At 37.9% G+C, this 26,241-nt stretch carries 28 protein-coding genes and 2 pseudogenes; 28 read left to right on the top strand and 2 right to left on the bottom strand.

Annotation, left to right across the window (positions count from 1 at the left end):
- Nucleotides 1-32: 32 nt before the first annotated feature.
- Together mnmE and HT680_RS03870 are read right to left on the bottom strand one after the other, a co-directional pair.
- Nucleotides 33-1,406 carry a tRNA uridine-5-carboxymethylaminomethyl(34) synthesis GTPase MnmE gene (mnmE, locus tag HT680_RS03875; RefSeq protein ID WP_060628282.1) on the bottom strand — a complete coding sequence of 458 codons (1,374 nt, stop codon included), beginning with the start codon at nucleotides 1,404-1,406 and terminating at the stop codon, nucleotides 33-35.
- A gap of 135 nt (nucleotides 1,407-1,541) precedes the next feature.
- Nucleotides 1,542-1,724: a 4-oxalocrotonate tautomerase gene (locus tag HT680_RS03870; RefSeq protein ID WP_001117401.1), complete on the bottom strand. Its 183-nt coding sequence runs from the start codon at nucleotides 1,722-1,724 to the stop codon at nucleotides 1,542-1,544.
- Between the two features lie 122 nt (nucleotides 1,725-1,846).
- Here HT680_RS03870 and HT680_RS03865 point away from each other — a divergent pair, with 122 nt between their 5' ends.
- The 28 genes and pseudogenes from HT680_RS03865 (at nucleotide 1,847) to HT680_RS03735 (ending at nucleotide 26,235) form a co-directional block, all read left to right on the top strand.
- Nucleotides 1,847-2,446: a thymidine kinase gene (locus tag HT680_RS03865; protein WP_173258386.1), complete on the top strand. Its 600-nt coding sequence runs from the start codon at nucleotides 1,847-1,849 to the stop codon at nucleotides 2,444-2,446.
- Nucleotides 2,436-2,915 (top strand): GNAT family N-acetyltransferase, encoded by a 480-nt coding sequence (locus HT680_RS03860; protein ID WP_173258384.1) that lies wholly within the window; start codon nucleotides 2,436-2,438, stop codon nucleotides 2,913-2,915. The genes HT680_RS03865 and HT680_RS03860 overlap by 11 nt, the downstream gene beginning before the upstream one ends.
- A 9-nt stretch (nucleotides 2,916-2,924) precedes the next feature.
- Nucleotides 2,925-4,004 (top strand): peptide chain release factor 1, encoded by a 1,080-nt coding sequence (prfA, locus tag HT680_RS03855; RefSeq protein WP_001028810.1) that lies wholly within the window; start codon nucleotides 2,925-2,927, stop codon nucleotides 4,002-4,004.
- Nucleotides 4,004-4,840, top strand: coding sequence for a peptide chain release factor N(5)-glutamine methyltransferase (prmC, locus tag HT680_RS03850; RefSeq protein ID WP_173258381.1), 837 nt, complete (start codon nucleotides 4,004-4,006; stop codon nucleotides 4,838-4,840). The genes prfA and prmC overlap by 1 nt, the downstream gene beginning before the upstream one ends.
- On the top strand, nucleotides 4,824-5,426 hold the full coding sequence (locus HT680_RS03845) for an L-threonylcarbamoyladenylate synthase (RefSeq protein ID WP_173258379.1): 603 nt from the start codon (nucleotides 4,824-4,826) through the stop codon (nucleotides 5,424-5,426). The genes prmC and HT680_RS03845 overlap by 17 nt, the downstream gene beginning before the upstream one ends.
- A gap of 1 nt (nucleotide 5,427) precedes the next feature.
- Complete coding sequence (locus HT680_RS03840; protein WP_173258377.1) at nucleotides 5,428-5,859, top strand: GNAT family N-acetyltransferase; 432 nt, start codon at nucleotides 5,428-5,430, stop codon at nucleotides 5,857-5,859.
- A gap of 54 nt (nucleotides 5,860-5,913) precedes the next feature.
- Nucleotides 5,914-7,170: a serine hydroxymethyltransferase gene (glyA, locus tag HT680_RS03835; protein ID WP_173258371.1), complete on the top strand. Its 1,257-nt coding sequence runs from the start codon at nucleotides 5,914-5,916 to the stop codon at nucleotides 7,168-7,170.
- Between the two features lie 7 nt (nucleotides 7,171-7,177).
- The gene (locus HT680_RS03830) at nucleotides 7,178-8,152 is read left to right on the top strand and encodes a nucleoid-associated protein (protein ID WP_000356115.1); all 975 of its coding nucleotides are present in this window, start codon (nucleotides 7,178-7,180) and stop codon (nucleotides 8,150-8,152) included.
- Nucleotides 8,152-8,754: a lysozyme family protein gene (locus HT680_RS03825; protein WP_173258369.1), complete on the top strand. Its 603-nt coding sequence runs from the start codon at nucleotides 8,152-8,154 to the stop codon at nucleotides 8,752-8,754. Before HT680_RS03830 ends, HT680_RS03825 begins: the two co-directional genes overlap by 1 nt.
- A gap of 87 nt (nucleotides 8,755-8,841) precedes the next feature.
- Nucleotides 8,842-9,816 (top strand): DUF1002 domain-containing protein, encoded by a 975-nt coding sequence (locus HT680_RS03820; RefSeq protein WP_173258367.1) that lies wholly within the window; start codon nucleotides 8,842-8,844, stop codon nucleotides 9,814-9,816.
- Nucleotides 9,817-9,890: 74 nt separating this feature from the next.
- The gene (gene rlmD / locus HT680_RS03815) at nucleotides 9,891-11,249 is read left to right on the top strand and encodes a 23S rRNA (uracil(1939)-C(5))-methyltransferase RlmD (RefSeq protein WP_173258365.1); all 1,359 of its coding nucleotides are present in this window, start codon (nucleotides 9,891-9,893) and stop codon (nucleotides 11,247-11,249) included.
- Nucleotides 11,250-11,418: 169 nt separating this feature from the next.
- A complete protein-coding gene (locus HT680_RS03810) occupies nucleotides 11,419-12,225 on the top strand; it encodes an alpha/beta hydrolase (protein WP_173258363.1) in 807 nt (268 codons plus the stop codon).
- A gap of 11 nt (nucleotides 12,226-12,236) precedes the next feature.
- The gene (locus tag HT680_RS09130) at nucleotides 12,237-12,365 is read left to right on the top strand and encodes an ADP-ribosylglycohydrolase (RefSeq protein ID WP_223327869.1); all 129 of its coding nucleotides are present in this window, start codon (nucleotides 12,237-12,239) and stop codon (nucleotides 12,363-12,365) included.
- Between the two features lie 104 nt (nucleotides 12,366-12,469).
- Nucleotides 12,470-13,087 carry an SAP domain-containing protein gene (locus HT680_RS03805; protein ID WP_173258361.1) on the top strand — a complete coding sequence of 206 codons (618 nt, stop codon included), beginning with the start codon at nucleotides 12,470-12,472 and terminating at the stop codon, nucleotides 13,085-13,087.
- Nucleotides 13,088-13,237: 150 nt separating this feature from the next.
- Nucleotides 13,238-13,444, top strand: a pseudogene (locus HT680_RS03800) (phosphotransferase family protein); the annotation flags it as partial.
- Nucleotides 13,445-13,755: 311 nt separating this feature from the next.
- Nucleotides 13,756-13,989, top strand: coding sequence for a phosphohydrolase (locus HT680_RS03795; RefSeq protein WP_173258360.1), 234 nt, complete (start codon nucleotides 13,756-13,758; stop codon nucleotides 13,987-13,989).
- Nucleotides 13,990-14,171: 182 nt separating this feature from the next.
- Nucleotides 14,172-15,140: a hypothetical protein gene (locus tag HT680_RS03790; RefSeq protein ID WP_173258358.1), complete on the top strand. Its 969-nt coding sequence runs from the start codon at nucleotides 14,172-14,174 to the stop codon at nucleotides 15,138-15,140.
- Nucleotides 15,141-15,276: 136 nt separating this feature from the next.
- Entirely contained in the window at nucleotides 15,277-15,705 is a 429-nt protein-coding gene (locus tag HT680_RS03785) for a hypothetical protein (protein ID WP_173258356.1), read from the top strand.
- A 117-nt stretch (nucleotides 15,706-15,822) separates the two neighbouring features.
- On the top strand, nucleotides 15,823-16,392 hold the full coding sequence (locus tag HT680_RS03780; RefSeq protein ID WP_173258354.1) for a hypothetical protein: 570 nt from the start codon (nucleotides 15,823-15,825) through the stop codon (nucleotides 16,390-16,392).
- Nucleotides 16,393-16,722: 330 nt separating this feature from the next.
- Nucleotides 16,723-16,983 carry a hypothetical protein gene (locus HT680_RS03775; protein ID WP_173258352.1) on the top strand — a complete coding sequence of 87 codons (261 nt, stop codon included), beginning with the start codon at nucleotides 16,723-16,725 and terminating at the stop codon, nucleotides 16,981-16,983.
- A gap of 505 nt (nucleotides 16,984-17,488) precedes the next feature.
- A pseudogene (gene crtI, locus HT680_RS03770) lies at nucleotides 17,489-18,997 on the top strand (phytoene desaturase family protein).
- Nucleotides 18,994-19,983, top strand: coding sequence for a phytoene/squalene synthase family protein (locus tag HT680_RS03765; protein ID WP_173258349.1), 990 nt, complete (start codon nucleotides 18,994-18,996; stop codon nucleotides 19,981-19,983). The pseudogene crtI and the gene HT680_RS03765 overlap by 4 nt, the downstream one beginning before the upstream one ends.
- A 129-nt stretch (nucleotides 19,984-20,112) precedes the next feature.
- Nucleotides 20,113-20,994: a diacylglycerol kinase family protein gene (locus HT680_RS03760; RefSeq protein ID WP_173258347.1), complete on the top strand. Its 882-nt coding sequence runs from the start codon at nucleotides 20,113-20,115 to the stop codon at nucleotides 20,992-20,994.
- A gap of 50 nt (nucleotides 20,995-21,044) precedes the next feature.
- Nucleotides 21,045-21,536, top strand: coding sequence for a phosphoribosylanthranilate isomerase (locus tag HT680_RS03755; protein WP_173258345.1), 492 nt, complete (start codon nucleotides 21,045-21,047; stop codon nucleotides 21,534-21,536).
- A gap of 175 nt (nucleotides 21,537-21,711) precedes the next feature.
- Complete coding sequence (locus HT680_RS03750) at nucleotides 21,712-23,451, top strand: glycoside hydrolase family 13 protein (RefSeq protein WP_173258343.1); 1,740 nt, start codon at nucleotides 21,712-21,714, stop codon at nucleotides 23,449-23,451.
- Nucleotides 23,452-23,768: 317 nt separating this feature from the next.
- On the top strand, nucleotides 23,769-24,323 hold the full coding sequence (locus HT680_RS03745; protein WP_173258341.1) for a hypothetical protein: 555 nt from the start codon (nucleotides 23,769-23,771) through the stop codon (nucleotides 24,321-24,323).
- A 69-nt stretch (nucleotides 24,324-24,392) separates the two neighbouring features.
- The gene (locus HT680_RS03740) at nucleotides 24,393-24,719 is read left to right on the top strand and encodes a hypothetical protein (protein ID WP_173258339.1); all 327 of its coding nucleotides are present in this window, start codon (nucleotides 24,393-24,395) and stop codon (nucleotides 24,717-24,719) included.
- 361 nt (nucleotides 24,720-25,080) lie between these two features.
- Complete coding sequence (locus HT680_RS03735; RefSeq protein WP_173258337.1) at nucleotides 25,081-26,235, top strand: hypothetical protein; 1,155 nt, start codon at nucleotides 25,081-25,083, stop codon at nucleotides 26,233-26,235.
- Nucleotides 26,236-26,241 lie beyond the last annotated feature (6 nt).

The raw sequence follows: 26,241 nt of genomic DNA, 5'->3' as shown, positions 1-26,241 counted from the left end.
AATCCATGACCGAATGAACGATCATGGATTTCTTATTTTCCTAAACAGAATTGGCTAAAGAGTTGGGTGATGAGTTCATCTGGAGCAGCATCACCAGTGATTTCTCCGAGGATTTCCCAAGTACGTGTCAAATCAACCTGAAGCAAATCAACTGGCATACCCAGCTCAAGACCTTCGTTAACAGCTTGTAGGCTTTCAACTGCTTTTTCAATCAAGGAAATATGACGGGCGTTTGACAAGTAAGTAGCATCTTGCTCAACCAAACCAGCATTTTCAAAGAAGAGGTTATTGATGCGCTCTTCAATCTTATCGATGTTTTGGTTTTTAAGGACTGAAATACGGATGACATCTTCAGGGAGTTCTGAAGTTTCAATCGCTTCAGGCAGGTCAGTTTTATTAAGTAGAATAATGCGATTAGTATCCTGACTGATTTCTAGGAGTTGGCGATCTTGGGCGGTTAGTGGTTCACTGGCATTTAGCACCAGTAGAACCAAGTCAGCTTCCTTGAGGGCTTTTTTCGAACGCTCAACACCGATTTGTTCCACGATGTCATCTGTTTCACGAATTCCAGCTGTATCAATCAATTTGAGAGGAACCCCGTTAATGTTGACGTATTCTTCGATGACATCACGGGTGGTACCAGCGATGTCAGTTACGATAGCCTTGTCTTCACGCAGGAGATTGTTTAGGAGGCTCGATTTCCCAACGTTGGGGCGTCCGATGATAGCAGTGGAAATTCCTTCGCGAAGGATCTTACCGCGACGGGCTGTCCGAAGCAGATTGGTTAGCAATTGTTCAAACTCCATAGTTTTCTCTCGGACAACAGCAGTAGTGGCTTCCTCAACATCGTCATACTCAGGATAGTCGATATTGACCTCGACTTGGGCAAGTGTATTGAGGATTTCCTGGCGAGTATTATTGATAAGATCAGAAAGAGAACCGTCCAATTGTTTGACTGCGATATTCATGGCCTTGTCAGTCTTAGCGCGGATGATGTCCATTACCGCCTCAGCTTGCGTTAAATCCACACGACCATTTAAAAAAGCACGTTTGGTAAATTCACCTGGTTCTGCCAACCGAGCTCCTTCACGGATAGCTAGTTGGAGAATTTCATTAGTTACCGCAATCCCACCGTGGGTGTTAATCTCGATAATATCCTCACGAGTGAAAGTCTTTGGGGACTTCATGGCTCCAACCATAACCTCGTCCATGACCTTACCAGTTTGAGGGTCAACAATGTGACCATAGTTGAGAGTGTGGCTAGCAACCTGACTCAAGTCTTTACCTTTAAAGATTTTTTGTGCAATGGCAAAACTGTCAGTTCCACTCAGGCGGACAATACCAATGGCCCCTTCACCTAGTGGAGTAGAAATCGCAGCGATGGTATCAAATTCACGTGTAATCATACTAATTCCTTTTGTATTTCTTTTCTTAGGATATGGTATCCAAGCATCTCTTCAAATTGTAACAAAATTAGACTATTTCTTCAATGGATGCCACTTGGAGATTGAAAAAGCCTAAGCATTTCTGCTTAAGCTAGTTTATTTGGTGCGCATTTCACCTTGTGGGAAGTAAGTTCCTTCTGGCATGTCGTTGATGATGACATGGACAGCAGATTGAGGTGCCCCAGTGTTGCGGACAACAGCTTCCGTTACTTCCTTAGCAAGAGCTTTCTTTTGCTCGAGCGTGCGACCTTCAAATAAATCGATGCGTACAAATGGCATAATAGCTTCCTCCACTAGTTTTTGATTTCTTCTATTTTACCACATTTTGCCGTTTAAAGCTTCAGAAAATTATGATATACTAGAATGTAGCAAAAATTTAGAAATGGACGTGAAATAATAGCATGGCACAGTTGTATTATCGTTATGGGACCATGAACTCTGGTAAGACAATTGAGATTCTCAAGGTGGCCTATAACTACGAGGAGCAAGGAAAGGGAGTTGTGATTATGACTTCAGCTCTGGATACACGTGACGGTGTTGGCTATGTATCTAGTCGGATTGGCATGAAACGCCCAGCCATTGCGATTGAGGAAACGACGGATATCTTTGGCTTTATCCAAGACTTACCTGAGAAACCATATTGTGTGTTGGTCGATGAGGCACAGTTTCTCAAGCGTCACCATGTTTACGACCTAGCTCGTGTTGTTGATGAGTTAGACATACCTGTCATGGCTTTTGGTTTGAAAAATGACTTTCGCAATGAGTTGTTCGAAGGTTCAAAACACCTCTTGCTCTTAGCAGACAAGATTGAAGAAATCAAGACGATCTGTCAGTACTGTAAGAAAAAGGCGACTATGGTGTTGCGTACGCACGATGGTGTGCCAGTCTATGATGGCGAACAAATTCAAATTGGTGGTAATGAAACCTATATCTCGGTTTGCCGTAAACATTATTTTGCGCCAATGATAACATCTAACAAGGAGCACAACTATGACAATTGAACTAAGAGATGTTACAATGGAAAATTATTTTGATGTTTTGAATTTGGATGTCAAGGAATATCAAAAACAATTCATTGCAACCAACGCAATTAGTTTAGCTGAAGCATATGTCTACACTAAAAATGGAGATTTTGTAGCTCCATTGGCAGTTTATGATAATGATGCACTTATAGGTTTCGTGATGATAGCTTATGATAAAAAGATCGGAATTAGTAATGGAAATTATTTACTATTTCGTTTTATGATTGATAAGAATTTTCAAAATCAAGGATATTTTAAACCAATTATGGATAAAGTGCTAGACTATGTTCGGACAGCGTCAGCAGGTTTAGGCAATAAACTTTGGTTGTCTTATGAACCAGAAAATGAACATGCAAGATCTTGTTACCTCAGTTACGGATTTAAAGAAACTGGGGAAATATTTGAGAACGAAGTAGTAGCAATCTATGATTTAACAATTGAGAAATAAGGAGAAAAAATGAACATCTATGATCAACTACAAGCTGTAGAAGACCGTTATGAAGAATTAGGAGAGTTGCTTAGTGACCCAGATGTCGTCTCAGACACCAAGCGTTTCATGGAGCTTTCAAAAGAAGAAGCTTCCACTCGTGACACCGTAACAGCCTACCGTGAATACAAACAGGTCCTTCAAAACATCATCGATGCCGAAGAAATGATTAAGGAATCAGGTGGAGATGCGGACTTGGAAGAAATGGCCAAGCAAGAGCTCAAAGATGCCAAGGCTGAAAAAGAAGAGTATGAAGAAAAATTGAAAATTTTGCTCCTTCCAAAGGATCCAAACGATGACAAGAACATCATCCTTGAAATCCGTGGAGCAGCTGGTGGTGACGAAGCGGCACTTTTCGCCGGAGACCTTCTAACTATGTATCAAAAATATGCGGAAGCCCAAGGCTGGCGCTTTGAAGTCATGGAAGCTTCCATGAATGGTGTCGGCGGTTTTAAAGAAGTGGTTGCCATGGTTTCGGGTCAATCTGTATATTCTAAGCTTAAGTATGAATCTGGTGCCCACCGTGTGCAACGTGTCCCTGTGACAGAAAGCCAAGGTCGTGTACATACTTCGACTGCGACAGTTCTTGTCATGCCTGAAGTGGAAGAAGTAGAATACGATATTGATCCAAAAGACCTTCGTGTCGACATCTACCACGCATCTGGTGCTGGTGGACAGAACGTCAATAAGGTTGCAACTGCCGTTCGTATCGTTCACTTGCCAACCAATATCAAGGTTGAGATGCAGGAAGAACGTACCCAGCAGAAAAACCGCGAGAAGGCCATGAAAATCATTCGTGCGCGTGTTGCTGACCACTTTGCACAAATTGCCCAAGATGAACAAGACGCTGAGCGTAAGTCTACTATCGGTACTGGTGACCGTTCAGAACGTATCCGTACTTACAACTTCCCACAAAACCGTGTCACAGACCACCGTATCGGCTTGACCCTTCAAAAACTAGATACCATCTTGTCTGGTAAATTGGACGAAGTTGTAGATGCCTTGGTACTCTATGACCAAACGCAAAAATTAGAAGAATTAAACAAATAATGAAATTAGCTCAATTATTTTCAGACTTTGAAGAAGAGTTGATAAGACAAGGAGAGGAAGCAGAAAGCCTCTCTTTTGTCTATAGAAGTTTAAAAAATCTCTCTTTTACAGACTTTGTCTTTGACCTTCAGCAAGAGGTAACAGAGGAAGAAAGACAATTTGTAGAAGAGATTTACCAGCAGTTAGCAGCTCACAAACCAGCTCAGTATATCATTGGTTACGCAGATTTTTATGGAATGAAGCTAAAAGTGGATGAACGGGTTTTGATTCCTCGTCCAGAAACAGAAGAGTTGGTGGAACTCATCCTCACAGAAAATCCTGAAGAAAATCTCAAGGTCTTGGACATCGGTACGGGAAGTGGTGCTATTGCCCTCGCCCTAGCAAAAGATAGACCAAATTGGTCAGTGACAGCAGTTGATATTTCACAGGATGCACTAGATTTGGCATCTGAAAACGCTAAAGTTCAGAATCTACAGATATTTTTAAAAAAATCTGATTGTTTTACAGAAATTTCTGAAAAATATGATATAATTGTATCCAATCCACCCTATATCTCTCGTGAAGATGAGTCAGAGGTTGGTTTGAATGTTTTGCATTCAGAACCTCATCTAGCTCTCTTTGCAGATGAGGATGGCCTAGCTATTTACCGTAGAATTGTGGAAAATGCAAAAGACTATCTCACAGATGGTGGTAAGATTTACCTTGAAATTGGATACAAGCAAGGTCAAAGTGTTCCTGCGCTTTTTAGGAAACATCTTCCTGAAAAACGAGTACGAACACTCAAGGACCATTTTGGTCAAGATAGGATGGTTGTAGCTGATGATGGACAGGATTAGACAAGAGTTGGAAAAGGGCGGAGCTGTCGTTCTACCTACAGAGACAGTTTACGGTCTCTTTGCTAAGGCCTTAGACGAAAAAGCTGTCGACCATGTTTACCAACTCAAACGTCGTCCTAGAGATAAGGCGCTCAATCTTAATGTCGCTTCTCTAGAGGACATCTTGCACTTTTCAAAGAATCAGCCAACTTATCTACAAAAGCTTGTAGAGAGCTTTTTACCAGGTCCCTTGACCATTATCCTCGAAGCAAATGACAGAGTTCCCTATTGGGTCAATTCTGGTCTTGCAACGGTGGGATTTCGGATGCCGAGTCACCCCATTACACTTGATTTGATTCGAGAGACTGGTCCCTTGATTGGGCCGTCTGCCAATATTTCAGGTCAGGCAAGTGGAGTGACCTTTCAGCAAATCCTTGAAGATTTTGACCAAGAGGTTTTGGGTCTGGAGGACGACGCTTTTCTAACTGGACAGGATTCGACTATTTTGGATTTGTCTGGAGACAAGGTGAAAATCTTACGCCAGGGGGCAATTAAACGAGAAGATATTCTTGCTCAGTTGCCAGAGATTTCTTTTGAGGAGGAATGAGATGCTAAGAGGTTTGCAAGAAACAGATGTGAAAGCTATATGTGAGATCAATCAAGAGGCTTTGGGATATTCTTTTAGTCCAGAGGAAACAGCTAATCAACTAGCTAAACTATCTCAAGACGCACATCATTTCCTACTTGGCTATGAGGATGAAGCTAGTCATGTCTTACTTGGATATGTCCATGCTGAGGTCTATGAATCTCTTTATTCCAAAGCAGGATTTAATATCTTAGCCTTGGCAGTCTCACCTCAAGTACAAGGTCAAGGTATCGGTAAAGGCTTACTACAAGGGTTGGATCAAGAAGCAAAAAGACGGGGTTATGGGTTTATCCGCTTAAACTCTGCTGATCATCGTCTGGGAGCTCATGCATTTTATGAAAAAGTTGGTTATACTTGTGATAAAGTGCAGAAACGGTTTATTCGCATCTTTTAGTTTATTTTGTAAAAACAAACTAAAGGACCAGTCACACTATAAAGGAGAAGACCTATGATTTTTGACAAAGATGATTTTAAAGCATACGATGCTGATCTCTGGAATGCTATTGCCAAAGAAGAAGAACGCCAACAAAACAACATTGAGTTAATTGCTTCGGAAAACGTTGTTTCCAAGGCTGTAATGGCTGCTCAAGGGTCTATCTTGACCAACAAATATGCCGAGGGTTACCCAGGACGCCGTTATTATGGTGGAACTGATGTAGTAGACGTAGTAGAGACTCTTGCTATTGAACGCGCGAAAGAAATTTTCGGTGCTAAATTTGCTAATGTCCAACCACACTCAGGAAGCCAAGCCAACTGCGCGGCTTACATGGCCTTGATTGAGCCAGGAGATACGGTTATGGGAATGGATTTGGCAGCAGGTGGACACTTGACCCACGGAGCTTCAGTTAGCTTCTCTGGCCAAACCTACAACTTTGTTTCTTATAGTGTAGATCCTGAAACAGAACTCTTGGACTTTGATGCGATCTTGAAACAAGCCCAAGAAGTAAAACCAAAATTGATCGTAGCTGGTGCTTCAGCCTATTCTCAAATTATCGACTTTTCAAAATTCCGTGAAATTGCTGATGCTGTTGGGGCTAAGCTCATGGTAGATATGGCCCATATCGCTGGTTTGGTTGCAGCTGGTCTTCATCCGAGTCCAGTGCCATACGCTCATATCACTACAACAACGACTCATAAAACCCTTCGTGGCCCACGTGGTGGCTTAATTTTGACAAATGATGAGGACCTAGCTAAGAAAATCAACTCAGCTATTTTCCCAGGTATTCAAGGTGGTCCTTTGGAGCATGTTGTGGCAGCTAAGGCGGTTTCATTCAAAGAAGTTTTGGACCCAGCCTTCAAGGAATATGCTGCTAATGTCATCAAAAACAGCAAGTCTATGGTAGAAGTCTTCTTGCAAGACCCTGATTTCCGTATCATTTCTGGAGGGACTGAAAACCACCTCTTCCTAGTGGATGTGACTAAGGTTGTAGAAAACGGAAAAGTTGCTCAAAACTTGCTGGATGAAGTCAATATTACCCTAAATAAAAACTCAATCCCATACGAAACCTTATCACCATTCAAGACAAGTGGGATTCGTATCGGATCTGCAGCTATCACTGCACGTGGGTTTGGTGAAGAAGAAAGCCGTAAAGTGGCTGAACTCATCATTAAAACCCTTAAGAATGCAGAAAATGAAGCTGTCTTAGAAGAAGTGAGAAGTGAAGTCAAAGCGTTGACAGATGCCTTCCCACTATACGAGGACTAATACTTTTATGGACATTTATATTAAGAAAGCTATTATCCATCAGTTCAGCCCAGATGATACCGAGCTGTTCTTAGCGGATAAGTTTCTCAATATCACTCCAAAAATTGAAGAATACCTGCGCAAGAAAATCGAACGTGTGTATTCAGATGAAGCCAAGACTGGGATTTTCGAAGAAGAAAATCCCTTCTTCAATCACATCACAGACGATTTGTTGGAGACATCAGTCACACTGGCTAATCTCTGGAAAGAGGAGTTCAGCATTTCTGAAAATCTTAAGACCAATGACTTGGTTTTTGTTCAGTTTTCTAAAGAAGGTGTTGAACATTTCGCTTTCTTGCGAATTGCTCTACGTGAGACCTTGACCCATCTCGGTGGAGAAGTTGATAACCCAATCAAGCTAACTCAGAATAACCTACCTGGATTTGGAACGGGGGCGGATGAGGCCTTGGTGGTTAATCTTCAAAGTCGCAAGTACCATCTCATCGAAAAACGAATCAAGTATAATGGAACTTTCTTGAATTATTTTTCAGAAAATCTCCTAGCTGTTGCTCCCAAGATTTCACCAAAGAAATCCATCAAGGAATTGGAAAAAACGGCCCAGAGAATTGCAGAGTCCTTTAACACAGATGATTTTCAGTTTCAATCCAAGGTCAAATCAGCTATTTTCAACAATCTAGAAGAAAGCAATGAACTGTCACCTGAAAAATTGGCCAATGACCTTTTTGACAACAATCTGACAGCTCGTTTGAGCTTTATTGACCAGGTTAAGGAAGCCGTACCAGAACCAGTCCAGTTTGATGAAATCGATGCCAGTCGTCAGCTCAAGAAATTTGAAAATCAAAAACTTTCCTTGTCAAACGGAATCGAACTTATCGTTCCCAATAATGTTTACCAAGATGCGGAGTCAGTTGAGTTTATCCAAAATGACAATGGAACCTATTCTATCTTAATCAAAAATATCGAGGATATTCAAAGTAAATAATGTTTAAATTACTACGAAGAGTGCTAGTGCTAGCAGTCTTCCTTTTCGCTGTCTATAAAGTCTATCATATCCATCAAGATGTGAAGCAAGTCATGACCTACCAACCCATGGTTCGAGAAATCCTGAGTGAAAGAGATACTCCAGCCAATGAAGAGTTGGTGCTCGCCATGATTTATACCGAAACGAAAGGAAAAGAAGGCGATGTCATGCAGTCTAGCGAGTCTGCTAGCGGTACCACAAATACTATCAATGACAATGTGACGAGCATTCGTCAGGGAATTCAGACATTGACTGATAATCTCTACCTAGCTCAGGAAAAGGGCGTTGATGTCTGGACAGCCGTGCAAGCCTATAATTTTGGCCCCGCTTATATCGATTTTATCGCTCAGAATGGCAAGGAAAATACTCTAGCATTAGCCAAACAATATTCTCGTGAAACCGTCGCTCCAATTCTTGGAAATACCACTGGGAAAACCTACACCTATATCAACCCCATTTCTATCTTTCACGGAGCTGAACTCTATGTAAATGGTGGAAATTATTACTATTCTAGACAAGTACGCTTTAATCTGTATATTATGAAATTCTTTAATTTTTTCTAAACATCTGGCTAGACCAGGTGTTTTTTTGCTATAAGTTTTCTTTAAGATTGTTTTATTACCCTAGAAAGGTAAAGGAGGGAATATCCCATGAGAAAGAAATTCTTTCTAACAAGTGCTGCAGTATTGTGGGCTGCAACAGCTATGACGAGTGCCCACGCAGCAACAGATGTTCAAAAAGTAATCGATGAAACCTATGTACAACCCGAATATGTCCTAGGTTCTTCTCTATCTGAAGACCAGAAAAATCAAACTCTTAGCAAACTTGGCTATAATGCATCAAAAGACACCAAAGATATCAAAACTATGACACCAGATATCTACTCGAAAATCATGAATGTGGCTAATGATGCTAGCCTACAGCTCTATTCGTCAGCCAAGATTCAAAAGCTGGGGGACAAGTCGCCTCTAGAAGTCAAGATTGAAACGCCTGAAAATATCACCAAGGTGACGCAGGATATGTACCGTAACGCAGCAGTGACACTGGGAGTGGAGCATGCCAAAATCACAGTTGCGGCACCCATTCCAGTTACAGGAGAGAGTGCCCTAGCAGGGATTTACTACTCGTTAGAAGCCAATGGTGCTAAAGTACCGCAAGCCAATAAAGACTTGGCTCAAGAGGAGCTAAAAGCCTTATCAGATATCAATGCTGAAAACAAAGACAAGTCAGGCTACGATGCCAATAAACTCAATGTCGCTTTGGCAGATATCAAGGCAGGAATCGCCAAAGCAAAAGAAGCCAAAGGCAATCTGACAGAAGAAGATGTCCGCAAAATTGTAGAAGACACACTAAAAAACTACAAACTCGATCAGGTTATAACAGGAAACCAGGTCAATATCATCATCAATTTTGCACTTAACCTCTCGAAGAGTGACATTTTGAACAATGCTGATTTCACTAAAACCCTAAATGACCTCAAGCAAAGCATTGTTTCCCAAGCTGGAGATAGTTTTAAAAATATCAATCTCAACTTTGATGCCAATAAAGCGCTAGAAGAAGGGGGCAACTTCTTTAGCTCCCTTTGGCAGGCCATTGTCAACTTCTTCAAGAGTTTTGGTGCTTAGGTCATTTCATGATATAATAGATGGTAACAGAAATGTTGCCGTCTTTTTTTGTCGGCCGATAGAAAGTGAAAAATATGTTAAAGAAAAATGATATTGTAGAAGTTGAGATTGTTGATTTGACCCATGAAGGTGCTGGGGTTGCTAAGGTAGATGGTTTGGTTTTCTTTGTAGAAAATGCTCTACCAACTGAGAAAATCCTCATGCGAGTCCTTAAGGTCAATAAAAAGATTGGCTTTGGGAAGGTTGAAGAATATCTTGTTCAGTCACCTTATCGTAATCAAGATCTAGATTTGGCTTACCTGCGTTCAGGCATCGCTGATTTGGGGCATCTTGCTTATCCAGAGCAGCTCAAGTTTAAAACCAAGCAAGTCAAAGACAGTCTCTACAAGATTGCTGGAATTACCGATGTAGAGGTTTCTGAAACGCTAGGTATGGAACATCCAGTCAAGTATCGAAATAAGGCACAGGTGCCCGTTCGTCGAGTGAATGGTGTCTTGGAAACTGGTTTTTTCCGTAAAAATTCGCACGATCTCATGCCCCTTGAAGATTTCTTTATCCAGGATCCTGTCATTGACGAAATTGTGGTAGTTCTTCGAGATTTGCTTCGTCGTTTTGATTTGAAACCTTATGACGAAAAGGAGCAGTCTGGCTTGATTCGGAACCTTGTGGTGAGACGTGGGCATTATACAGGACAAATCATGGTTATCTTAGTGACTACACGTCCTAAAGTTTTCCGAGTGGAGCAGTTGATTGAACAACTTATCAAGCAGTTCCCAGAGATTGTGTCTGTCATGCAAAATATCAACGACCGAAATACCAATGCGATTTTTGGTAAGGAGTGGAAGACTCTTTATGGTCAAGATTACATTACCGATCAGATGTTGGGAAATGACTTCCAAATATCTGGGCCAGCTTTCTACCAAGTCAATACAGAAATGGCTGAAAAACTCTATCAAACAGCCATTGACTTTGCGGAGTTAAAAGAAGATGACGTGGTTATCGATGCCTACTCAGGGATTGGGACGATTGGACTCTCCGTTGCGAAACATGTCAAGGAAGTCTACGGTGTTGAAGTGATTCCAGAAGCAGTAGAGAATAGCCAGAAAAATGCTTCTTTGAACAATATTACTAATGCTCACTATGTTTGTGATACAGCTGAAAATGCCATGAAGAATTGGCTCATGGAAGGTATTCAACCAACTGCCATTCTTGTTGACCCACCACGCAAGGGCTTGACCGAAAGCTTCATCAAAGCAAGTAGCCAAACAGGAGCTAACCGAATTGCTTACATCTCCTGCAATGTTGCTACCATGGCGCGTGATATCAAACTCTACCAAGAATTGGGATATGAATTGAAGAAAGTCCAGCCGGTGGATCTGTTTCCTCAAACGCATCATGTTGAGTGTGTAGGCTTGTTAGAGAAACATAGTTAATTCTCGCTTTCTCATTTTAGGGTGAGAGGCTTCAAAGCTCCAGTGGAGCTTTGAACTCCCAGAAGCTTTTGAGTTCTACAAACGCACCATGTTGAGGCGGTATCACTGCTTGTTCAAATAGATTAACAAGGATGTAGCTAGTGAAAGTCCTACAGTAAGGAGTTTAAACATGAAATTCCATGAATTTGGTGATAAGAATTTGCCTCCTATTTTACTGATACATGGTGGTGGCAGTTCTTGGTGGAATTATCTTCGTCAAGCACGAATCTTGTCAGAAGAATACCGTATTATTCTACCCACTTTGAATGGCCACGGCGAGGAATATCAACTTGATTATGTTTCTACTGAAGATTCTGCTTTGGAGATTCTAGACTATATCAAAGCAAACTGTGGTGGGAAATTGTTTGCAATCGGTGGTGTTTCACTTGGTGGTCAAATTGCCATGGAGCTTTTGTCTTTAGACAGTGAAATTGCTGAGAAGGCCATCATAGATGGAAGCCTCTGTATTCCTCAACCAAGGTTAGCTAAAATCAGCATTTTTCTGGTACGTCTATTTGGTAAACTGACGTTCAGTAAATTCTCTTGCAAACTTCAGTTAAGCATGATGAACAAACTCTATCCTAAACTGGCTTATCCAGAGGAAATAAAAGCTTATTATTTGGAGGATTTGCCAAGGACGCCTATCAAAACGTTGGTGACCATTTACAAAAACTATATGGGATGTTACAAGCTGAAAGATATGATTTCTGCTAGCAAGGCTCAGGTTCTGTATATCTATGGTGAAAAAGAATTGAACTGTGTGAAAGAATCAGCGAAATTATTTCATCTGCTACATTCAAATACAATTTTGTATGAAGCAAAGGGCTATAACCACGGCTATTTATCAGCTTACTTGCCTTATGAGTGGATTGATTTGGTGGTGCCATTTTTAAAGAGTGATTCATTAGAAATGTGTAACGAATCTGATATGCCATAAGGAGGAAACGGATGCTAGGAGCAATAGTTGGAGACATTGTAGGTTCTGTTTACGAATGGAACAATATCAAAACGAAGGACTTTCCTTTATTTTGTGAGGATTGTTTTTTCACGGATGGTACGGTAAGTCCGAACCGCTGAATGGGTAAGCTTGTTAGTGAAACGTAGTTAATCCTTAAAATAAAGAAACTAAAACTCCATTATTTTTAGATGAAAACCTAAACTGTTTTTAAGGAGGTGAAATATTGATAGAAAGCAGACCTGAGTTTGATAAAATCGAATCCTTTGATGAGTTCAGTAAATACTATTGGTATCGTGATGAACTCTCACATATATGCAAGTCATTAGGGCTTGAAAATAGAGGTACAAAACAGGAACTCAATGATATTATTGAGCAGTACTTTAAGGGGAATTTGATTAAAAAATCATCAATAAAAAGCAAGAAGAAACAAGTAGAAGTCGTTACTTTAGATACGTCCTTACTTGAATGTGGATTCTCATTTAATGCAAACTTTAGAGAATATTTCTCAACTTTAACAGGTGTTTCGCTCTTTAAATTTAATGCTGATATGGCCACTGCTTGGAGAAAGGTCAAAAGAGAACATGATTTGAGTTTTACAATCCAAGATATGCTAAAAGTTTATTATGGAGATTCAGATTATGCCAAGTATGACCATTCGGTTTGTCAATGGAATCAATTTTTAAAGGATTTCTGTGCAGACGAAAATAGTGGCAACTACTCGAATAAACTAAAAGTAGCTTCTATTCTTTGGAAAGAAGTTAGAAATTCAAAAAATGAAAAAATTTATTCAAATAATCTTTTGACTAAATATGCTGATAAAATAAAAGAGTATGGCAAGTAGAAATGTCAGTATAAACCAATAGTTCACAGGGAGGAAGTTTATGCTATGCGTGTTTCTGATAAAGAGAAGCTAGATTCTAAGAAAATTGAATTTGATTTTATGGAAAAAGTTGCTTCTCTTGGAGTTCGTAAATTTTTAAAAGATAGAACTCAAGTATCTCCCGCTTTCGCATCTGGTATGATAGATGGATACTTTGATGATAAGGTCCCTGATTCATTTTGGATACTTCTTGCTGTTTACATTCTAAGTAACTTAATTGGAGCTCTTCCATGGGCTATTCCTTATGGAGAAGAAGAAGTATCAGTAATGCAAAATCAAGCAAAGGAAATTTTGGAATGGTATGATGATATGAAATAAATCATTCCTGGTTGGTATATGAACAAGAATAATACTGATAATTCCAGAAACAGCAAATAAAAATAAGTTTGCTGTTTTTTCTTTATAAAAATAGGAGTAAGAGAAAATGAAGAATATCTTTCGGATAAATATAAAGATACAGGATGAAACTAGTCTTAAGCACAGCTGATAAAATGTTCTAAAAATGATATAATTATAAGAAAATATGATGGATAATTTAACGCTTAGATAGGCTAATGTTAGAGGAGCATTGAAGTCATTTATTTTAAATGTGTAAAAGATAGTTTAGTATTTTAAGGAGAAGGGCTATTATGAAAATGGAAGTAGGGAAAACTTATCTTGTAAAAAAAGATATTTTTAGTTTTAAAAAGGGAGAACTTTGGTCATTAGTAGATATAGGGTATCAGATTTATTTTGGTGAACATAATTTTGTTTTTATCAATGCGGAGAAGCGGAAGGAGTTCGTGGTTTTATGTGACAGCTCAGATGAAGATATGCAGATATATCATCAGTTGGAAGAATATTTCGAATCATACCTAAAATGAGAGAAGATTATTATCAAGAAAGGTGATAGAAAAAATAGTTTCCAAAAGGCAAGCTGCTTTATAAATATTCGAAAACATTACAGGTTGGAAACGGAATTTTACAAAGCGCCTTGCCTGAAATTCGTCTAAGTAATGATAGTGAAAAAATTTGCAGAAGAGTCAAGTGGTTCGTAGGAGGAGTGATGGAGAAAATAAAATTAAGTCTTTTACAAAAATGGAAACTGCCTGAGCAGTATAGCTTTGTGCATAGTTCAGCTCTACTTTCTGACGGTAGAGTGTTGATTCTGACAAGTGAAACAGATGATAGTGATAAATATTGTGTTCTTGTATTGTCTTCTTCAGATATCAAAAAAATAGAGATTTGTAATTGTTCTGAAGATAGAAGAAATTACCCTGTACTTTTCCGTTTTGAAGACGGTTTTGGAATCATAAAAAAAGGACAACAATGCGAATATTATACTGGTGATTTTTCCTCACCTGAACGATTATCCATAAAGAACGGTGATTCAGTTTTACAAAATATAGTGCCTAAAAAAGCTCAACAGAGATATTTTCAGGTTACATCGGACAGTTCGCTGATTCCGGTTTGCTTTGAAAATAACGTGTATTACGGAGATGCAAGATGTTTTGCTCTTTTGGAATTTGATATTACTAAAAAATATGCCGAATGGAAATCTTTTTCAAATATTGATAAAAAGGCATTCACACATCGTGATGACAGAAGAGATGAGACACCAAAAATAGACAGTCTGAAAATAGCTAACCGAGAAATCTATGCTTTTCTTTCGGGAGAAAGTACAACATCGGTAAATAAATGGGGCATGGATTACTATGCACTTGCCAAAATCTCTGCAGACGGAACAGTAGTTGAAAAGTTTTTAGAATCGGACAATTTGAAACAATCCAGTAAAAAAGGCGGTGTGAACGGAGTGTTCACCGATTCCGACTACGTAGTAATGACACCTCTTTTTAAGACAGATGAGTGGAAGGGAAAGCAAAAACTTTTTTCACTTACTGTAAGAAAATATTTTGATATCGGTCTTCCGAGAGGAATGAGCAAGCATAAGGTGCAAAATATCAGTGGAGATAGTTGCATTACTTCGCTTTATAACAGAGGGTTAAAAGAAGTTGCACTGTGCAAAATAGGATGACAATAGTAAGATTTACGATGTTTTTACTTCGCGATAATCAGTTTGCTTTTAGATTCGTATTTGCTAAGATAAAAACGAATGCATTCATGTGACTGAAAAGATAACATAACAATAAAAATTTGAGGAGGAATGTAGGATGTTGTTGGATGATGAAAGATATGCAGAGGTTATTGCTTATGGTAAGGAAGCTGTAACCAAGATAGGCGAAAACAAGATCGAGGAGGGATTCGTTCTTGCAGAACAAGGTTGGAACGCTTTTCCAGAGTCGGGAGCAAAATGGAATCAGGGATACAACTATGCGAAAAGCTTTTTCAAGCATGCGATCGGAAATAGAGATATGGTGATAGCAAAATCTTGGTTGGACAGAATGATCGAAAACAATGATGAGCTGCACTTGTTTGATTCTGAGGTTGAACACATGAAGGCAAAGTATGAATTTGAACTAGGAAACTTAGACGAAGCATTTGAACTATGGAAGAATCTGCTCAAACAAAAAGGTGTAGGCAACCGATATTTCCAGTCTGACGATCCAAAGTACAAGGAATTCTATCAATCAAGAAAATAATTTTATTCAACAAAAGCAACTAAGAGAAATCAATCTTAGAGAGGATTGTGATATCTGTATAAGGAATTGTTATAAAAAGATGAATCAACATAAGGAAAAATAATTGCGGGAGGAACTATGAACCAAATTGAGAAGTATCGAATATTGAGTGCAGGAAAAGCATTCGGTCACCGTGCCAAAATTGCCTTGGTCTTACTTGACAGCAAGACAGCCTATGAAGAATTAAAAGAAGAAGCCGCACAAAGCATGGTTGATGGAAGTTATGACTGTGTAGGTGGAGATCCGGCTGTAATACTTGAAAGAATAGCAATAGAATTGATATGTCGTGACACCCGTAATACATGGTATTTACCTGATAATGTAAAATTTTGGGATAAGCGTTTCGGCAGTTTGTTTGAAGCCAAGTTTTTTTGCTATGACGATGATATAGAAACATGGAGCAAGATACTTTACAAATATTTTGTAAAACTGCAGTGGATGCCGAAAAGAGAAGATTATACTTCAACAAGGAGCTATAATAATGTTTGGGGATATTTTGCAGAACTTTTAGCAGTTGTAAAACAAAATAATCATCCTGAGTTTGATAAGTATTATGAAATTGCAGTTCAAAATGGAATGAATCTAGTGGTTTTGGAAAGAAAGTTACAAGAACTGTCTGAAATCAAACAACAATTTTCTATAATTTAACAGGTAGTCACTCAGTTTAGAAAAAATGTGACAAAAAATGAATTAATTTATGTTCGAAAGGAAAGAATTACAGATTTTATATCCTTGGAAGCCGTTGTATGTGCAGTGTAATAGCTGCCGACGATATAATCTAGATAGCCAATCGTTTCATATTATGCTACAAGATAAAAAGCAGTATATAATGTCGGCTTTTTTGATGTAAGCGACAATGGGGATATTATAATCTCTGAAAATAAGACCTTAGAATAAAATCCACAAAGCTCTTGTTCTGTTCTATACTTACAAAAAATAGTTTTGAATCAGCCAAAACACCATAAAGGAGGGGCGTGGATGAAAAAACTAATAAAAAAATTTCTATTCTTGTTTGTAGTTATTGGTGTTATTGTAAATGTCATTAGCATAACCAGAAATGATGATATGAATATTATTTTAATTGGTCTAAATCCCCTTTTAAATTTACTTGAAAGTAATAGTATGATACGCGAGTTGATAAAAGTTTTCGGTTTCTATATATGGAATATTCTCTCCATGTTGTCATTTATAGTATATGGATTCTTGTTGGATGTTATTCTCAATAAGGAAGATAAATAATATTTAGAATTTAAAACCTCCATTCAACTAATAACTTAAAAAGGAATGATGAACTGAAAAAGCTATTTTGACAAATTAAAATTTCAAATCCTACGGTGATTAACAAATCCCTGTTACTGATAAATAGTAGAATTATAAGATTCCAACATACTAGCTATAAGTTTATTAGTTAGGCTTTAAATGGTATAATGAGAGTTGTAGATTTAAAACTCTTTTAGTTTGTATAAATACTGAGATATTATAGAAACAGATTGATGTTAAAAAGATGGCATAAGGTATCTGTAGAAAGGAGAAATAAGAATTATAGATAACCCAATTCACAAATATTTATAGTAACGCATATTTAGTTTAGTGCATGAAAAATTGCGAAAAAAGTAAAATTAAAACTAGAAAAGTTTTGTTTTTTACCCCTACTACAATTCATTGTCCCCGAAAGGGGAGACACGAGCCAATGATTCTTGTAGTTGTTTCTTAAGTGGATAAAAACCATTGTGAAAGGATAATTATGAAAAGAGTATTGGTTATAGGTGCTGGTATTGCGGGACTTTCTGCAGCAATTCGTCTTCAAAATGCCGGTTATCAAGTTGAAATTTATGAGAAAAATGCTATGCCGGGTGGGAAAATGCATCGATTGGAATTTGATGGTCATTCTTTTGATGTGGGACCAACCTTGGTGATGATGCCGTCAATTTATCGGGAAATTTTTGAAATTGCGGGGCGTAATCCAGACGATTATATTCCTATGGTTAAATTGAACCCGATGTATGATGTATATTTCAATTCGTCTCCTTTAAGATCCTATTCCATTTCGAATGATTTGCAAGAATTGCATAAGATTTTTGAAAGTAAAGGTTCTGAAAATTCGATGGGATTATATGATTATCTTAGTTCGATTTATAAGCGCTATCAGATTGCTTTAGAGCATTTTATTAAAAAACCTTTCCGACATAAACGCGATTTTTATAATCCCAAGGTTCTTTGGAATGCATTAAAATTGAAAACGTTTGACAGTGCGGATCAAATGATGTCGAAATTTATACCAGACAAAGACTTTCAACAGATGCTCAGCTTCCAAACCTTATATATTGGGGTTTCTCCGAAAAAAGGACCTTCATTATACAATATCATTCCCATGATTGAGTTACTTTACGGAGTTTGGTTTATAAAGGGAGGAATGTTTACGATGGCTAGCTAGATGGCTAAGCTTTTTGAAGAACTTGGTGGCAAAATTTATTATGAGATGCCTGTTGAAGAGATTATTACTAAAAATAATAAGGTGAAAGGTATTTCAGTTTCAGGGCAAGAAATTTTGGCAGATGCCGTGATTTGTAATGCAGATTTCCCTTATGCTATGAAAAATTTGATTAAGAATGATTCCGACAAAGGAAAGTATCATTCCGCTAAGATTGATTCAATGGATTATTCTTGTTCTTGTCTTGTATTCTATTGGGGAGTTGAAGGTGTCTATCCTGACCTTGCTGCCCATACGTTTGTGGTCGCAGATGATTTAGATTCAAATTTGACAAGTATTTTTGACGGAAGTAAGATTAAAGAGCCGTCTGTATATCTTCACATTCCTTCAAACGTTGATGCTACAATGGCTCCTGAGGGTAAATCTTCTTTTTATCTACTGATCCCAGTCTCCGATGTGGAGGCATCGCAGTATGAATGGGATGATGAGACTGTAAATTATTATAGGGAGCATGCGATTTCAACATTGGAGAAGTTGCCTTCGTTGCAAAACTTGAGAGATAACATTTCTTCCGAACGATATTTTACACCTCGTGATTTTATGAATTCTTTCAATGCCTATCGAGGTGCGACTTTTGGGCTACAACCTACTTTAACGCAAAGCAATCATCTGAGACCTCAGGCAAAGAGTCTTTCTTGTGAAGGGCTGTATTTTGCCGGCAGTAGCACACACCCGGGAGCCGGTGTACCGATTGTCATGCAGAGTGGCAAAATATGTGCAGAGGAGCTTCGTCGCGATTTGGAAGGAGCTGATTTCTCATGAATTTAGACTTATCATACCAGGCTGCTGAAGAGGTAATGCGAAAAAATGCATCAAGTTTTTATGCAGCTTTTAAGAAGATTGAGCATGCAAAATTTTTAGATATAGCAGCTATCTATGCTTTCTGTAGGTATGCTGATGATTTGGCAGATACAGAATCGCAGAGCGAGGCGAGACGGCTTCAACTTTTAAACCTATTAGAAGAAGACGTGAAGTCTTTGTACATGGGTAGTAATCAAAGTGATAATTATAAAAAATATGCCTGGTGGTTTGCGTTTGAAAATGCTGTTCGACTACGCAAAATCTCCCTTGACGCATTACTTGAACAGATAGATGGTCAGAAAAGTGATTTTAATTTTGAGGAGATTGGGGACAAGAGCGACTTAATACTTTATTGTAAAAAAGTTGCTGGCACTGTGGGGCTTATGCTAGCACCTATGCTTAAAGGTGAGAAAGCTGATGAGCGTTATGAGTCAATTTGTGAAGACTTGGGGATTGCGATGCAGATTACAAACATTCTAAGAGATGTCGGTGAGGATTTAAGAAACAGAAACAGAATTTATCTACCAAAATCTTTAATGAAAAAATATGGTGTTACAAAAGAAGAATTGGAAAATCTATCCGTCGTACCAAATTCTTTTAACAAAGGGTATTCATTTTTTAAACCTAGTCTTAAGGTAAGTGATAAAATAGTTCGTCTGTGGGAAGAAATAGCTTTACTCTCAGATTATTACTATGATAAATTTTATAGTCATTTATATATGTTTGACTCAGATGCACTATTTCCAGTGACTGCTGCTGCTGTATTTTATCAAGCAATTTTGGATGAAGTAAGAAAAAATAATTACAATTGTTTTACAAAAAGATGTTATACAAGTACTAAGACAAAAAGTGAATTGCTAAGAATAGTACTTAGCAGAGTTGAAGAAGTAAAGAATAATGGTAGTAATTGTAACAAAAAATATGATAAAAAAGGGAAGTTGAACTGATGAGCTCAAGATAAAGAAGACCTATTAATATTTTGTTGATAGGGACTCCTTTTGTATATATTTTTGCTATAGTTGCGTTCCCATTCAACAGATAATAAATATTTAATTAAATTTTGAGGATTAAAATCAATGAAAAAAGCAATGGTAATTATCAACCCTACCTCTGGTGGGGAAGAGGCCTTGGATTATAAGGTCAAGCTGGAGAATAAGGCCAAGGATTATTTTGAGCATGTGGAAACCAAAATTACTGAAAAAGCGCTAGATGCGACACATTTTGCTGAGGAAGCGTCTCGTGAGCAGTACGATGCAGTGGTTGTGTTTGGTGGAGACGGGACTGTCAATGAAGTCATTTCAGGTATTGCTGAGAGAGACTACACTCCGAAGTTAGGGATTATCCCTGGCGGTACAGGCAACCTCATTACGAAACTTTTGGAAATCAATCAAGACATCAATGGCGCGATTGATGAACTCGATTTTAATTTAACCAATAAGATTGATATTGGTAAAGCAAATGACAACTATTTTGGTTATATCTTTAGTATCGGTTCTCTGCCTGAGGCGATTCACAATGTGGAGATCGAGGACAAGACAAAATTCGGTATTTTAGCTTATGCTGTAAATACTATGAAGTCTGTGATGACGGATCAGGTCTTTAACATTAAGATTGAGACAGAAAATGGAAATTATGATGGTGAAGCAAGTCATGTTTTGGTTCTCTTGACAAATTACTTCGCTGATAAGAAAATCTTTGAAGAAAATAAAGATGGCTATGCCAATATTTTGATTCTAAAAGATGCTTCAATATTCTCTAAATTATCTGTCATTCCTGATTTACTAAAAGGGGATGTTGTCGGAAATGATAATATTGAGTATATCAGAGCGCGTAATATTAAGATCTCTTCAGATAGTGAGTTGGAGTCTGATGTTGACGGCGATAAGTCGGATAACCTACCTGTAGAGATTAAGGTACTAGGCCAGCATATTGAAGTCTTTTCACAACCGAAAGAGTAGAAGGAAAACTAGTTTATCCTTTAAGTTTTATATCAACGATTGGAGGAGGAATGAATTCTCTATTTGATGAATTTCGAGTAATTTGTTCTCATTTAAACCAAGTCGGAATTACACCGACGCTTATGGGGTCTTTGGGGTTTGAATACCGTTCAAATGAAGATTGGAAGCCGTCTGATATTGACATTCATGTGCCTGGCGATCCAAGAGGATGGGAAGCGCCTGATCATCTCAGGATTTATGACTGGGACAAGATAATGAAAGTTATGAACCACTTGGGCTACACTTTAATAGATATTCATGAGCATGAATTCCAAAAAGATGGCTTGAGTGTTGAATTTGGAAGTATCGATTCCTTACCTGATTTTGCAGGAGTTTCGGAATCGGATATAGAGCTTATTCATCTTGAGAACATCACTTTTCGTGTTCCAAGTCTGGAACAGTATCTAAGTATTTACAAAGCATCTTCTCAAGACTCCTATCGAAACAATCAAAATAGCAATAAAGATTTTAAGAAGATTGAATGGCTGGAAAGACATTTGTAAATCATCATTTAAAAAGTAGTAAGTTGTGAGATTTACTGCTTTTTTATTTTCATAAACAAACTATTGGAAAATACAAACGAGCCTTGCAAATAAAATTTTAAAGTAGTATACTGGAGTTATGATTATGAAAGCGTTTGCGTTATAAGTGAATTAAAGTAAATTAGGAGACAAAACAATGGAATTAACAGCCATTTACCACAGACCAGAGTCGGAGTATGCTTATCTTTATAAAGATAAGACAATGCACATTCGTATCCGAACGAAAAGAGGAGATATCGAAAGTATCAACTTACATTATGGAGATCCTTTTATCTTTATAGAGGATCGTTATGAAGCAATCAAGGAGATGATCAAAGTTACCTCCGATGCTTTGTTTGATTACTGGCAAGTGGAGATTACAGTTGGCTATGCACGACTCCAGTATCTCTTTGAACTCAAGGATAAGCAAGGTCAGAGTATCTTATATGGCGATAAGGGATGTGTTGAAAACACACTTGAAAATCTTCATTACGAAGGAAACGGCTTTAAAATCCCGTATATCCATGAGGTTGATGCTTGCCATGTTCCTGACTGGGTGGCCGATACAGTTTGGTATCAGATTTTCCCAGAACGCTTTGCTAATGGGAATCCTGTGATTTCTCCAGAAGGTTCGCTAGCTTGGGATTCGTCTATTAAACCAAAGACGAGCGATTTCTTTGGTGGGGATTTACAGGGGATTATTGACCATCTGGATTACTTGCAAGACTTAGGGATTACAGGTCTTTATCTCTGTCCGATTTTTGAATCCCCAAGCAATCACAAGTACAATACGACGGATTATTTCGAAATTGACCATCATTTTGGAGACAAGGAAACTTTCCGTAAATTGGTAGATCAAGCCCATCAGAGAGGCATGAAAATCATGCTGGACGCTGTTTTCAACCATATCGGAGACCAAGCTCCACAGTGGCAGGATGTTCTCAAACATGGTGAAGATTCTATTTATAAAGACTGGTTCCATATTCAAGACTTTCCAGTCGTTAAAGAAAATCTTGTTAATAAAAGAGAACTATCCTACCACACCTTTGCCTTTGAGAGCTATATGCCTAAGCTCAATACGGCAAATCATCAAGTGAGAGACTATTTGTTGAGCGTTGCGACCTACTGGATTGAAGAGTTTGATATCGATGCTTGGCGCCTGGATGTGGCAAATGAAGTCGATCACCAATTTTGGAGAGATTTCCGGAAGGCTGTCTTGGCTAAAAAGCCTGACCTTTATATTCTTGGAGAAGTCTGGCATACTTCTCAGCCTTGGTTAAATGGCGATGAATTCCACGCGGTCATGAACTATCCTCTCTCTGACAGTATCAAGGATTATTTCTTGCGCGGGGTTAAGAAGACAAGTCAATTTATCAATGAGATCAATAGCCAGTCTATGTACTATAGACAGCAGATTTCGGAAGTGATGTTTAATCTTCTGGATTCTCACGATACGGAGCGCATTCTAGCTACTGCCAAGGGAGATGTTCAACTTGTTAAGTCTGCCCTTGCTTGCCTCTTTTTGCAAAGAGGGACGCCGTGTTTCTACTACGGAACCGAGTTAGAGTTAGATGGAGGACCAGACCCAGATTGTCGTCGTGCCATGCCTTGGGAACGTGTCTCCGAAAGCAATGACATGCTTCATTTCATGAAGGAATTGATTCAGCTTCGCAAGAATGTTTCAGACATTATCCAACATGGAACTTATAGTCTGAAAGAAATCAAGCCGGATGTACTATCTCTGGCATGGGATTATGATGGCCAAAAGGTCCGAGCAATTTTTAACCAATCAGCAGAAAATTATCTTGTAGTTAGTGATTCTGTAGCGCTAGCCAGTCATTGTCAAGAGCGAGACAATCAACTTGTCATCTTACCAAAAGGATTTGTGATTGAATAAAAAATGAGAAGAGAAAGACTGTAATGATGGGGGACCATTCGTTCCAGTCTTTTTTCTGTTTATGTAGTATAATAAAGGAAATACCAGAGGTAAACCCTTAGAAAGAAGAGAACGATGAACCATCTAATCCAGTCTTTTTAGATATTTTCTATAAGCCGACTAGTGAGAATGCAGAGTTTAGTGAGTCTATATGGAACGAAAATCTTGATGAAAACATCTTTAATTATATTCGAAACTCTGAGGTCTTTGCCGATGCTAAAGAAAAGGAATACCTCAAAGTAAAAATTTATTTAGATGAAACTTAGTAAGGAGAAATCATGTTTAGTTTTTTTAAGCGAAAAAGAAACAAGTGGTTCAATCAGGAGTCACATGACAAGGCTAAAGAAAATCAGGCTGTTTCTGAAAAGAAACTTGATGTAGAAAATGATGAAGCAAATGTGGATTCTGAACAAATCCTCCATTTTGATCATTTGAATTTTAAATTGGCCGTCATTCAGGTCTTAATGTACGATTTACAAGTATTGAAACCATCCTTTGATATAGATGTTTTTGCTGATCAATACAGTGAAGAAGAGATTGATACTGAAAGCATGGAAGTTATAAGGCCTGCTCTTGAGTATTTTGAAACATTATCTATTCCTAAGAAATATGCTGAAGAGGTCAAAGAAATTTATATGGATGGTGGAAATGAGATTTATATGAATATCATTCCACAATGGGATGGAGAGGATGAAACATTTGATTTGAATGAACTCAGCTTATCCGAATTGCAACAATTTCCAAACTTAAAAGAAGCAACTATTTTAAGCAGCAATTTTGAGAGCGTGAAAGAAATCTTCGATGCGGCTGGCATTGAAGTTGAGCTATTATAATGTTAGTTATCAAGTCAATTCATGTTAAAACAATAATTTGCTCTCGCTTTAAAAGGAGTATGAAAATCAATGGACGCTAACATACTTAGAGTTGTAAAAATAGATAAAGAAGCACTTTATGAATTTATCTATAAAAACTTTATAGCACAACAGGAAGAATTGTTAGACATATCCAAATCTGAAGTGATGAATGATTTTGCAATAGATTGGGAAAAAGGGGAGTTTCTATTTACTGTGCATAGACAGGAAAACATTTCTGGAGAGCTGATTTCCTTACCAGAAGGACTAAATGCGGAAACATTACTGGAAAACTTGCCTGTTACAACTGATTCTGTACTTAAACCAAATCAAATCTATAAAGATTATTCATTTAACGATTTGAGCAAATTTATTTGATGAGAGTATTTTAGATCACAGAGGTTGCAGATGATAGAGTGCGGTGAGTTACAGTTAATGAAAGAAGAAAAGTATTAAAAAATACAATAGAATATTAAAGTTAGGATTATGTACAGCTTTTGTACTGACATTAGTATGTTGCTCTCAATCACAGAAAGGTTTAGAGAGGAGTCCAGTCAAATCTGAGTTTACTCAATCTAGTGCAACTTACTCGAATTTAAATAGTCAAGCTAGTATTGAAGAAGTGAAGAATTTATTATCCACTCATACTATCATTAGAAGGAAGCGAATTAAAGAACTCAACTTATAAAAGTCCCTTTATCGTAGAGAATATTGATTAGATAGCAAGGAAGAGGAAAAAATGAAACTATTTAAAAAAATTTCCTGTCTATTTATTATTATAGTTGGCGCCCTTCTACTAAGTGCCTGTACCTCGCATAAAGAAGACAAAGAGCGACTAGTTCGATATCTCAATAAGGTCTATGGAGAAAATACTTATGAGATGAAAGAAGACCCCAAGCATTCCTATTATTGGTTTGTGACATTGAAGGATTATCCTGATATTTCTTTTACTTGTAGTGTGTCCTATGATTGGCTAGCAATGGGGTCACCTTTTATTCATTCTGATTTTGAAGAAACATTTTGTACAAGAGCCCTTGCGGAGTATAAAGAAGATCATAATCTAGGTGATGATGTCCTGTCCTATCTGCATCCCGTAAATTTTGTCTATTCTACAGAAGTAACAAATTTAGATCAACTAAAAGAATCCTATGACAAGATGTTGGACTTTATCAACTATACTAGCCTGAAGTATCCTATTTTAGTAGAAACTGATTGTTTCGGGGTACGAATGGATATCAGTGGTATTCGATTAAAGAGATCGAGGAGGAATCTTGATGGGTCAATCGATACCAGTATTTATCGACAAGTTTGCAATGCAGAAAATGGAAAATTAAACATAACATCTTTTGAGGAAATTCGTCAAGAATTGGAACCCCAACTAAGAACACACCCTGAGAATTCAAAGGGATTTGTATTTGTAGTAAACACGACCTCCTTTGTACTGGGAAGCGATACGCTTGATGATTGCTTATATAAGCATTTCGAATTATCATCTACCACAGTAGAAGAACTTCAAAAGATCAAGTTGCAACCTGGAGAAAATAGCGAAAACTATATATTGTCCAAAGACTATAATGATAATAGTATGGAGTATTATACAAAAGTTACGGTGCAGGTAAAAAATCTAAGTGATAAGGAATGTTCTGTTTTAGATGGAACGTTGGTGAAGGCTATCATCTCTGATCCGGCAAGTATGTATATTGGAGATGTCTATTTTGAATTTGATAAAAGAAAAGAATTAACCGCTGATTTATATGATATGCTTGGAACAAAAAGGCCCTCCACTAGTGAAGAGGAGAGCGACGGAGTTCCCTATAAAAATATAAGAGTTTTATTTAAGATGAAGTCCTATTTCAAAGAGATAGACAGCGTTACATTATCCTATCAGGAGTAGGGATTT

This window comes from Streptococcus sp. 5905, from assembly GCF_013276505.1.
Classification (GTDB): Bacteria; Bacillota; Bacilli; order Lactobacillales; family Streptococcaceae; genus Streptococcus.
Note: the sequence above shows the minus strand (reverse complement) of the source record. Positions and strands in the feature narration are given on the sequence as shown.

Bases quoted from the DNA above. Each gene is read 5' to 3' on its own strand.
- mnmE (WP_060628282.1), bottom strand. From the start codon at position 1,406: ATGATTACACGTGAATTTGATACCATCGCTGCGATTTCTACTCCACTA.
- HT680_RS03870 (WP_001117401.1), bottom strand. From the start codon at position 1,724: ATGCCATTTGTACGCATCGATTTATTTGAAGGTCGCACGCTCGAGCAA.
- HT680_RS03865 (WP_173258386.1), top strand. From the start codon at position 1,847: ATGGCACAGTTGTATTATCGTTATGGGACCATGAACTCTGGTAAGACA.
- HT680_RS03860 (WP_173258384.1), top strand. From the start codon at position 2,436: ATGACAATTGAACTAAGAGATGTTACAATGGAAAATTATTTTGATGTT.
- prfA (WP_001028810.1), top strand. From the start codon at position 2,925: ATGAACATCTATGATCAACTACAAGCTGTAGAAGACCGTTATGAAGAA.
- prmC (WP_173258381.1), top strand. From the start codon at position 4,004: ATGAAATTAGCTCAATTATTTTCAGACTTTGAAGAAGAGTTGATAAGA.
- HT680_RS03845 (WP_173258379.1), top strand. From the start codon at position 4,824: ATGATGGACAGGATTAGACAAGAGTTGGAAAAGGGCGGAGCTGTCGTT.
- HT680_RS03840 (WP_173258377.1), top strand. From the start codon at position 5,428: ATGCTAAGAGGTTTGCAAGAAACAGATGTGAAAGCTATATGTGAGATC.
- glyA (WP_173258371.1), top strand. From the start codon at position 5,914: ATGATTTTTGACAAAGATGATTTTAAAGCATACGATGCTGATCTCTGG.
- HT680_RS03830 (WP_000356115.1), top strand. From the start codon at position 7,178: ATGGACATTTATATTAAGAAAGCTATTATCCATCAGTTCAGCCCAGAT.
- HT680_RS03825 (WP_173258369.1), top strand. From the start codon at position 8,152: ATGTTTAAATTACTACGAAGAGTGCTAGTGCTAGCAGTCTTCCTTTTC.
- HT680_RS03820 (WP_173258367.1), top strand. From the start codon at position 8,842: ATGAGAAAGAAATTCTTTCTAACAAGTGCTGCAGTATTGTGGGCTGCA.
- rlmD (WP_173258365.1), top strand. From the start codon at position 9,891: ATGTTAAAGAAAAATGATATTGTAGAAGTTGAGATTGTTGATTTGACC.
- HT680_RS03810 (WP_173258363.1), top strand. From the start codon at position 11,419: ATGAAATTCCATGAATTTGGTGATAAGAATTTGCCTCCTATTTTACTG.
- HT680_RS09130 (WP_223327869.1), top strand. From the start codon at position 12,237: ATGCTAGGAGCAATAGTTGGAGACATTGTAGGTTCTGTTTACGAATGG.
- HT680_RS03795 (WP_173258360.1), top strand. From the start codon at position 13,756: ATGAAAATGGAAGTAGGGAAAACTTATCTTGTAAAAAAAGATATTTTT.
- HT680_RS03790 (WP_173258358.1), top strand. From the start codon at position 14,172: ATGGAGAAAATAAAATTAAGTCTTTTACAAAAATGGAAACTGCCTGAG.
- HT680_RS03785 (WP_173258356.1), top strand. From the start codon at position 15,277: ATGTTGTTGGATGATGAAAGATATGCAGAGGTTATTGCTTATGGTAAG.
- HT680_RS03780 (WP_173258354.1), top strand. From the start codon at position 15,823: ATGAACCAAATTGAGAAGTATCGAATATTGAGTGCAGGAAAAGCATTC.
- HT680_RS03775 (WP_173258352.1), top strand. From the start codon at position 16,723: ATGAAAAAACTAATAAAAAAATTTCTATTCTTGTTTGTAGTTATTGGT.
- HT680_RS03765 (WP_173258349.1), top strand. From the start codon at position 18,994: ATGAATTTAGACTTATCATACCAGGCTGCTGAAGAGGTAATGCGAAAA.
- HT680_RS03760 (WP_173258347.1), top strand. From the start codon at position 20,113: ATGAAAAAAGCAATGGTAATTATCAACCCTACCTCTGGTGGGGAAGAG.
- HT680_RS03755 (WP_173258345.1), top strand. From the start codon at position 21,045: ATGAATTCTCTATTTGATGAATTTCGAGTAATTTGTTCTCATTTAAAC.
- HT680_RS03750 (WP_173258343.1), top strand. From the start codon at position 21,712: ATGGAATTAACAGCCATTTACCACAGACCAGAGTCGGAGTATGCTTAT.
- HT680_RS03745 (WP_173258341.1), top strand. From the start codon at position 23,769: ATGTTTAGTTTTTTTAAGCGAAAAAGAAACAAGTGGTTCAATCAGGAG.
- HT680_RS03740 (WP_173258339.1), top strand. From the start codon at position 24,393: ATGGACGCTAACATACTTAGAGTTGTAAAAATAGATAAAGAAGCACTT.
- HT680_RS03735 (WP_173258337.1), top strand. From the start codon at position 25,081: ATGAAACTATTTAAAAAAATTTCCTGTCTATTTATTATTATAGTTGGC.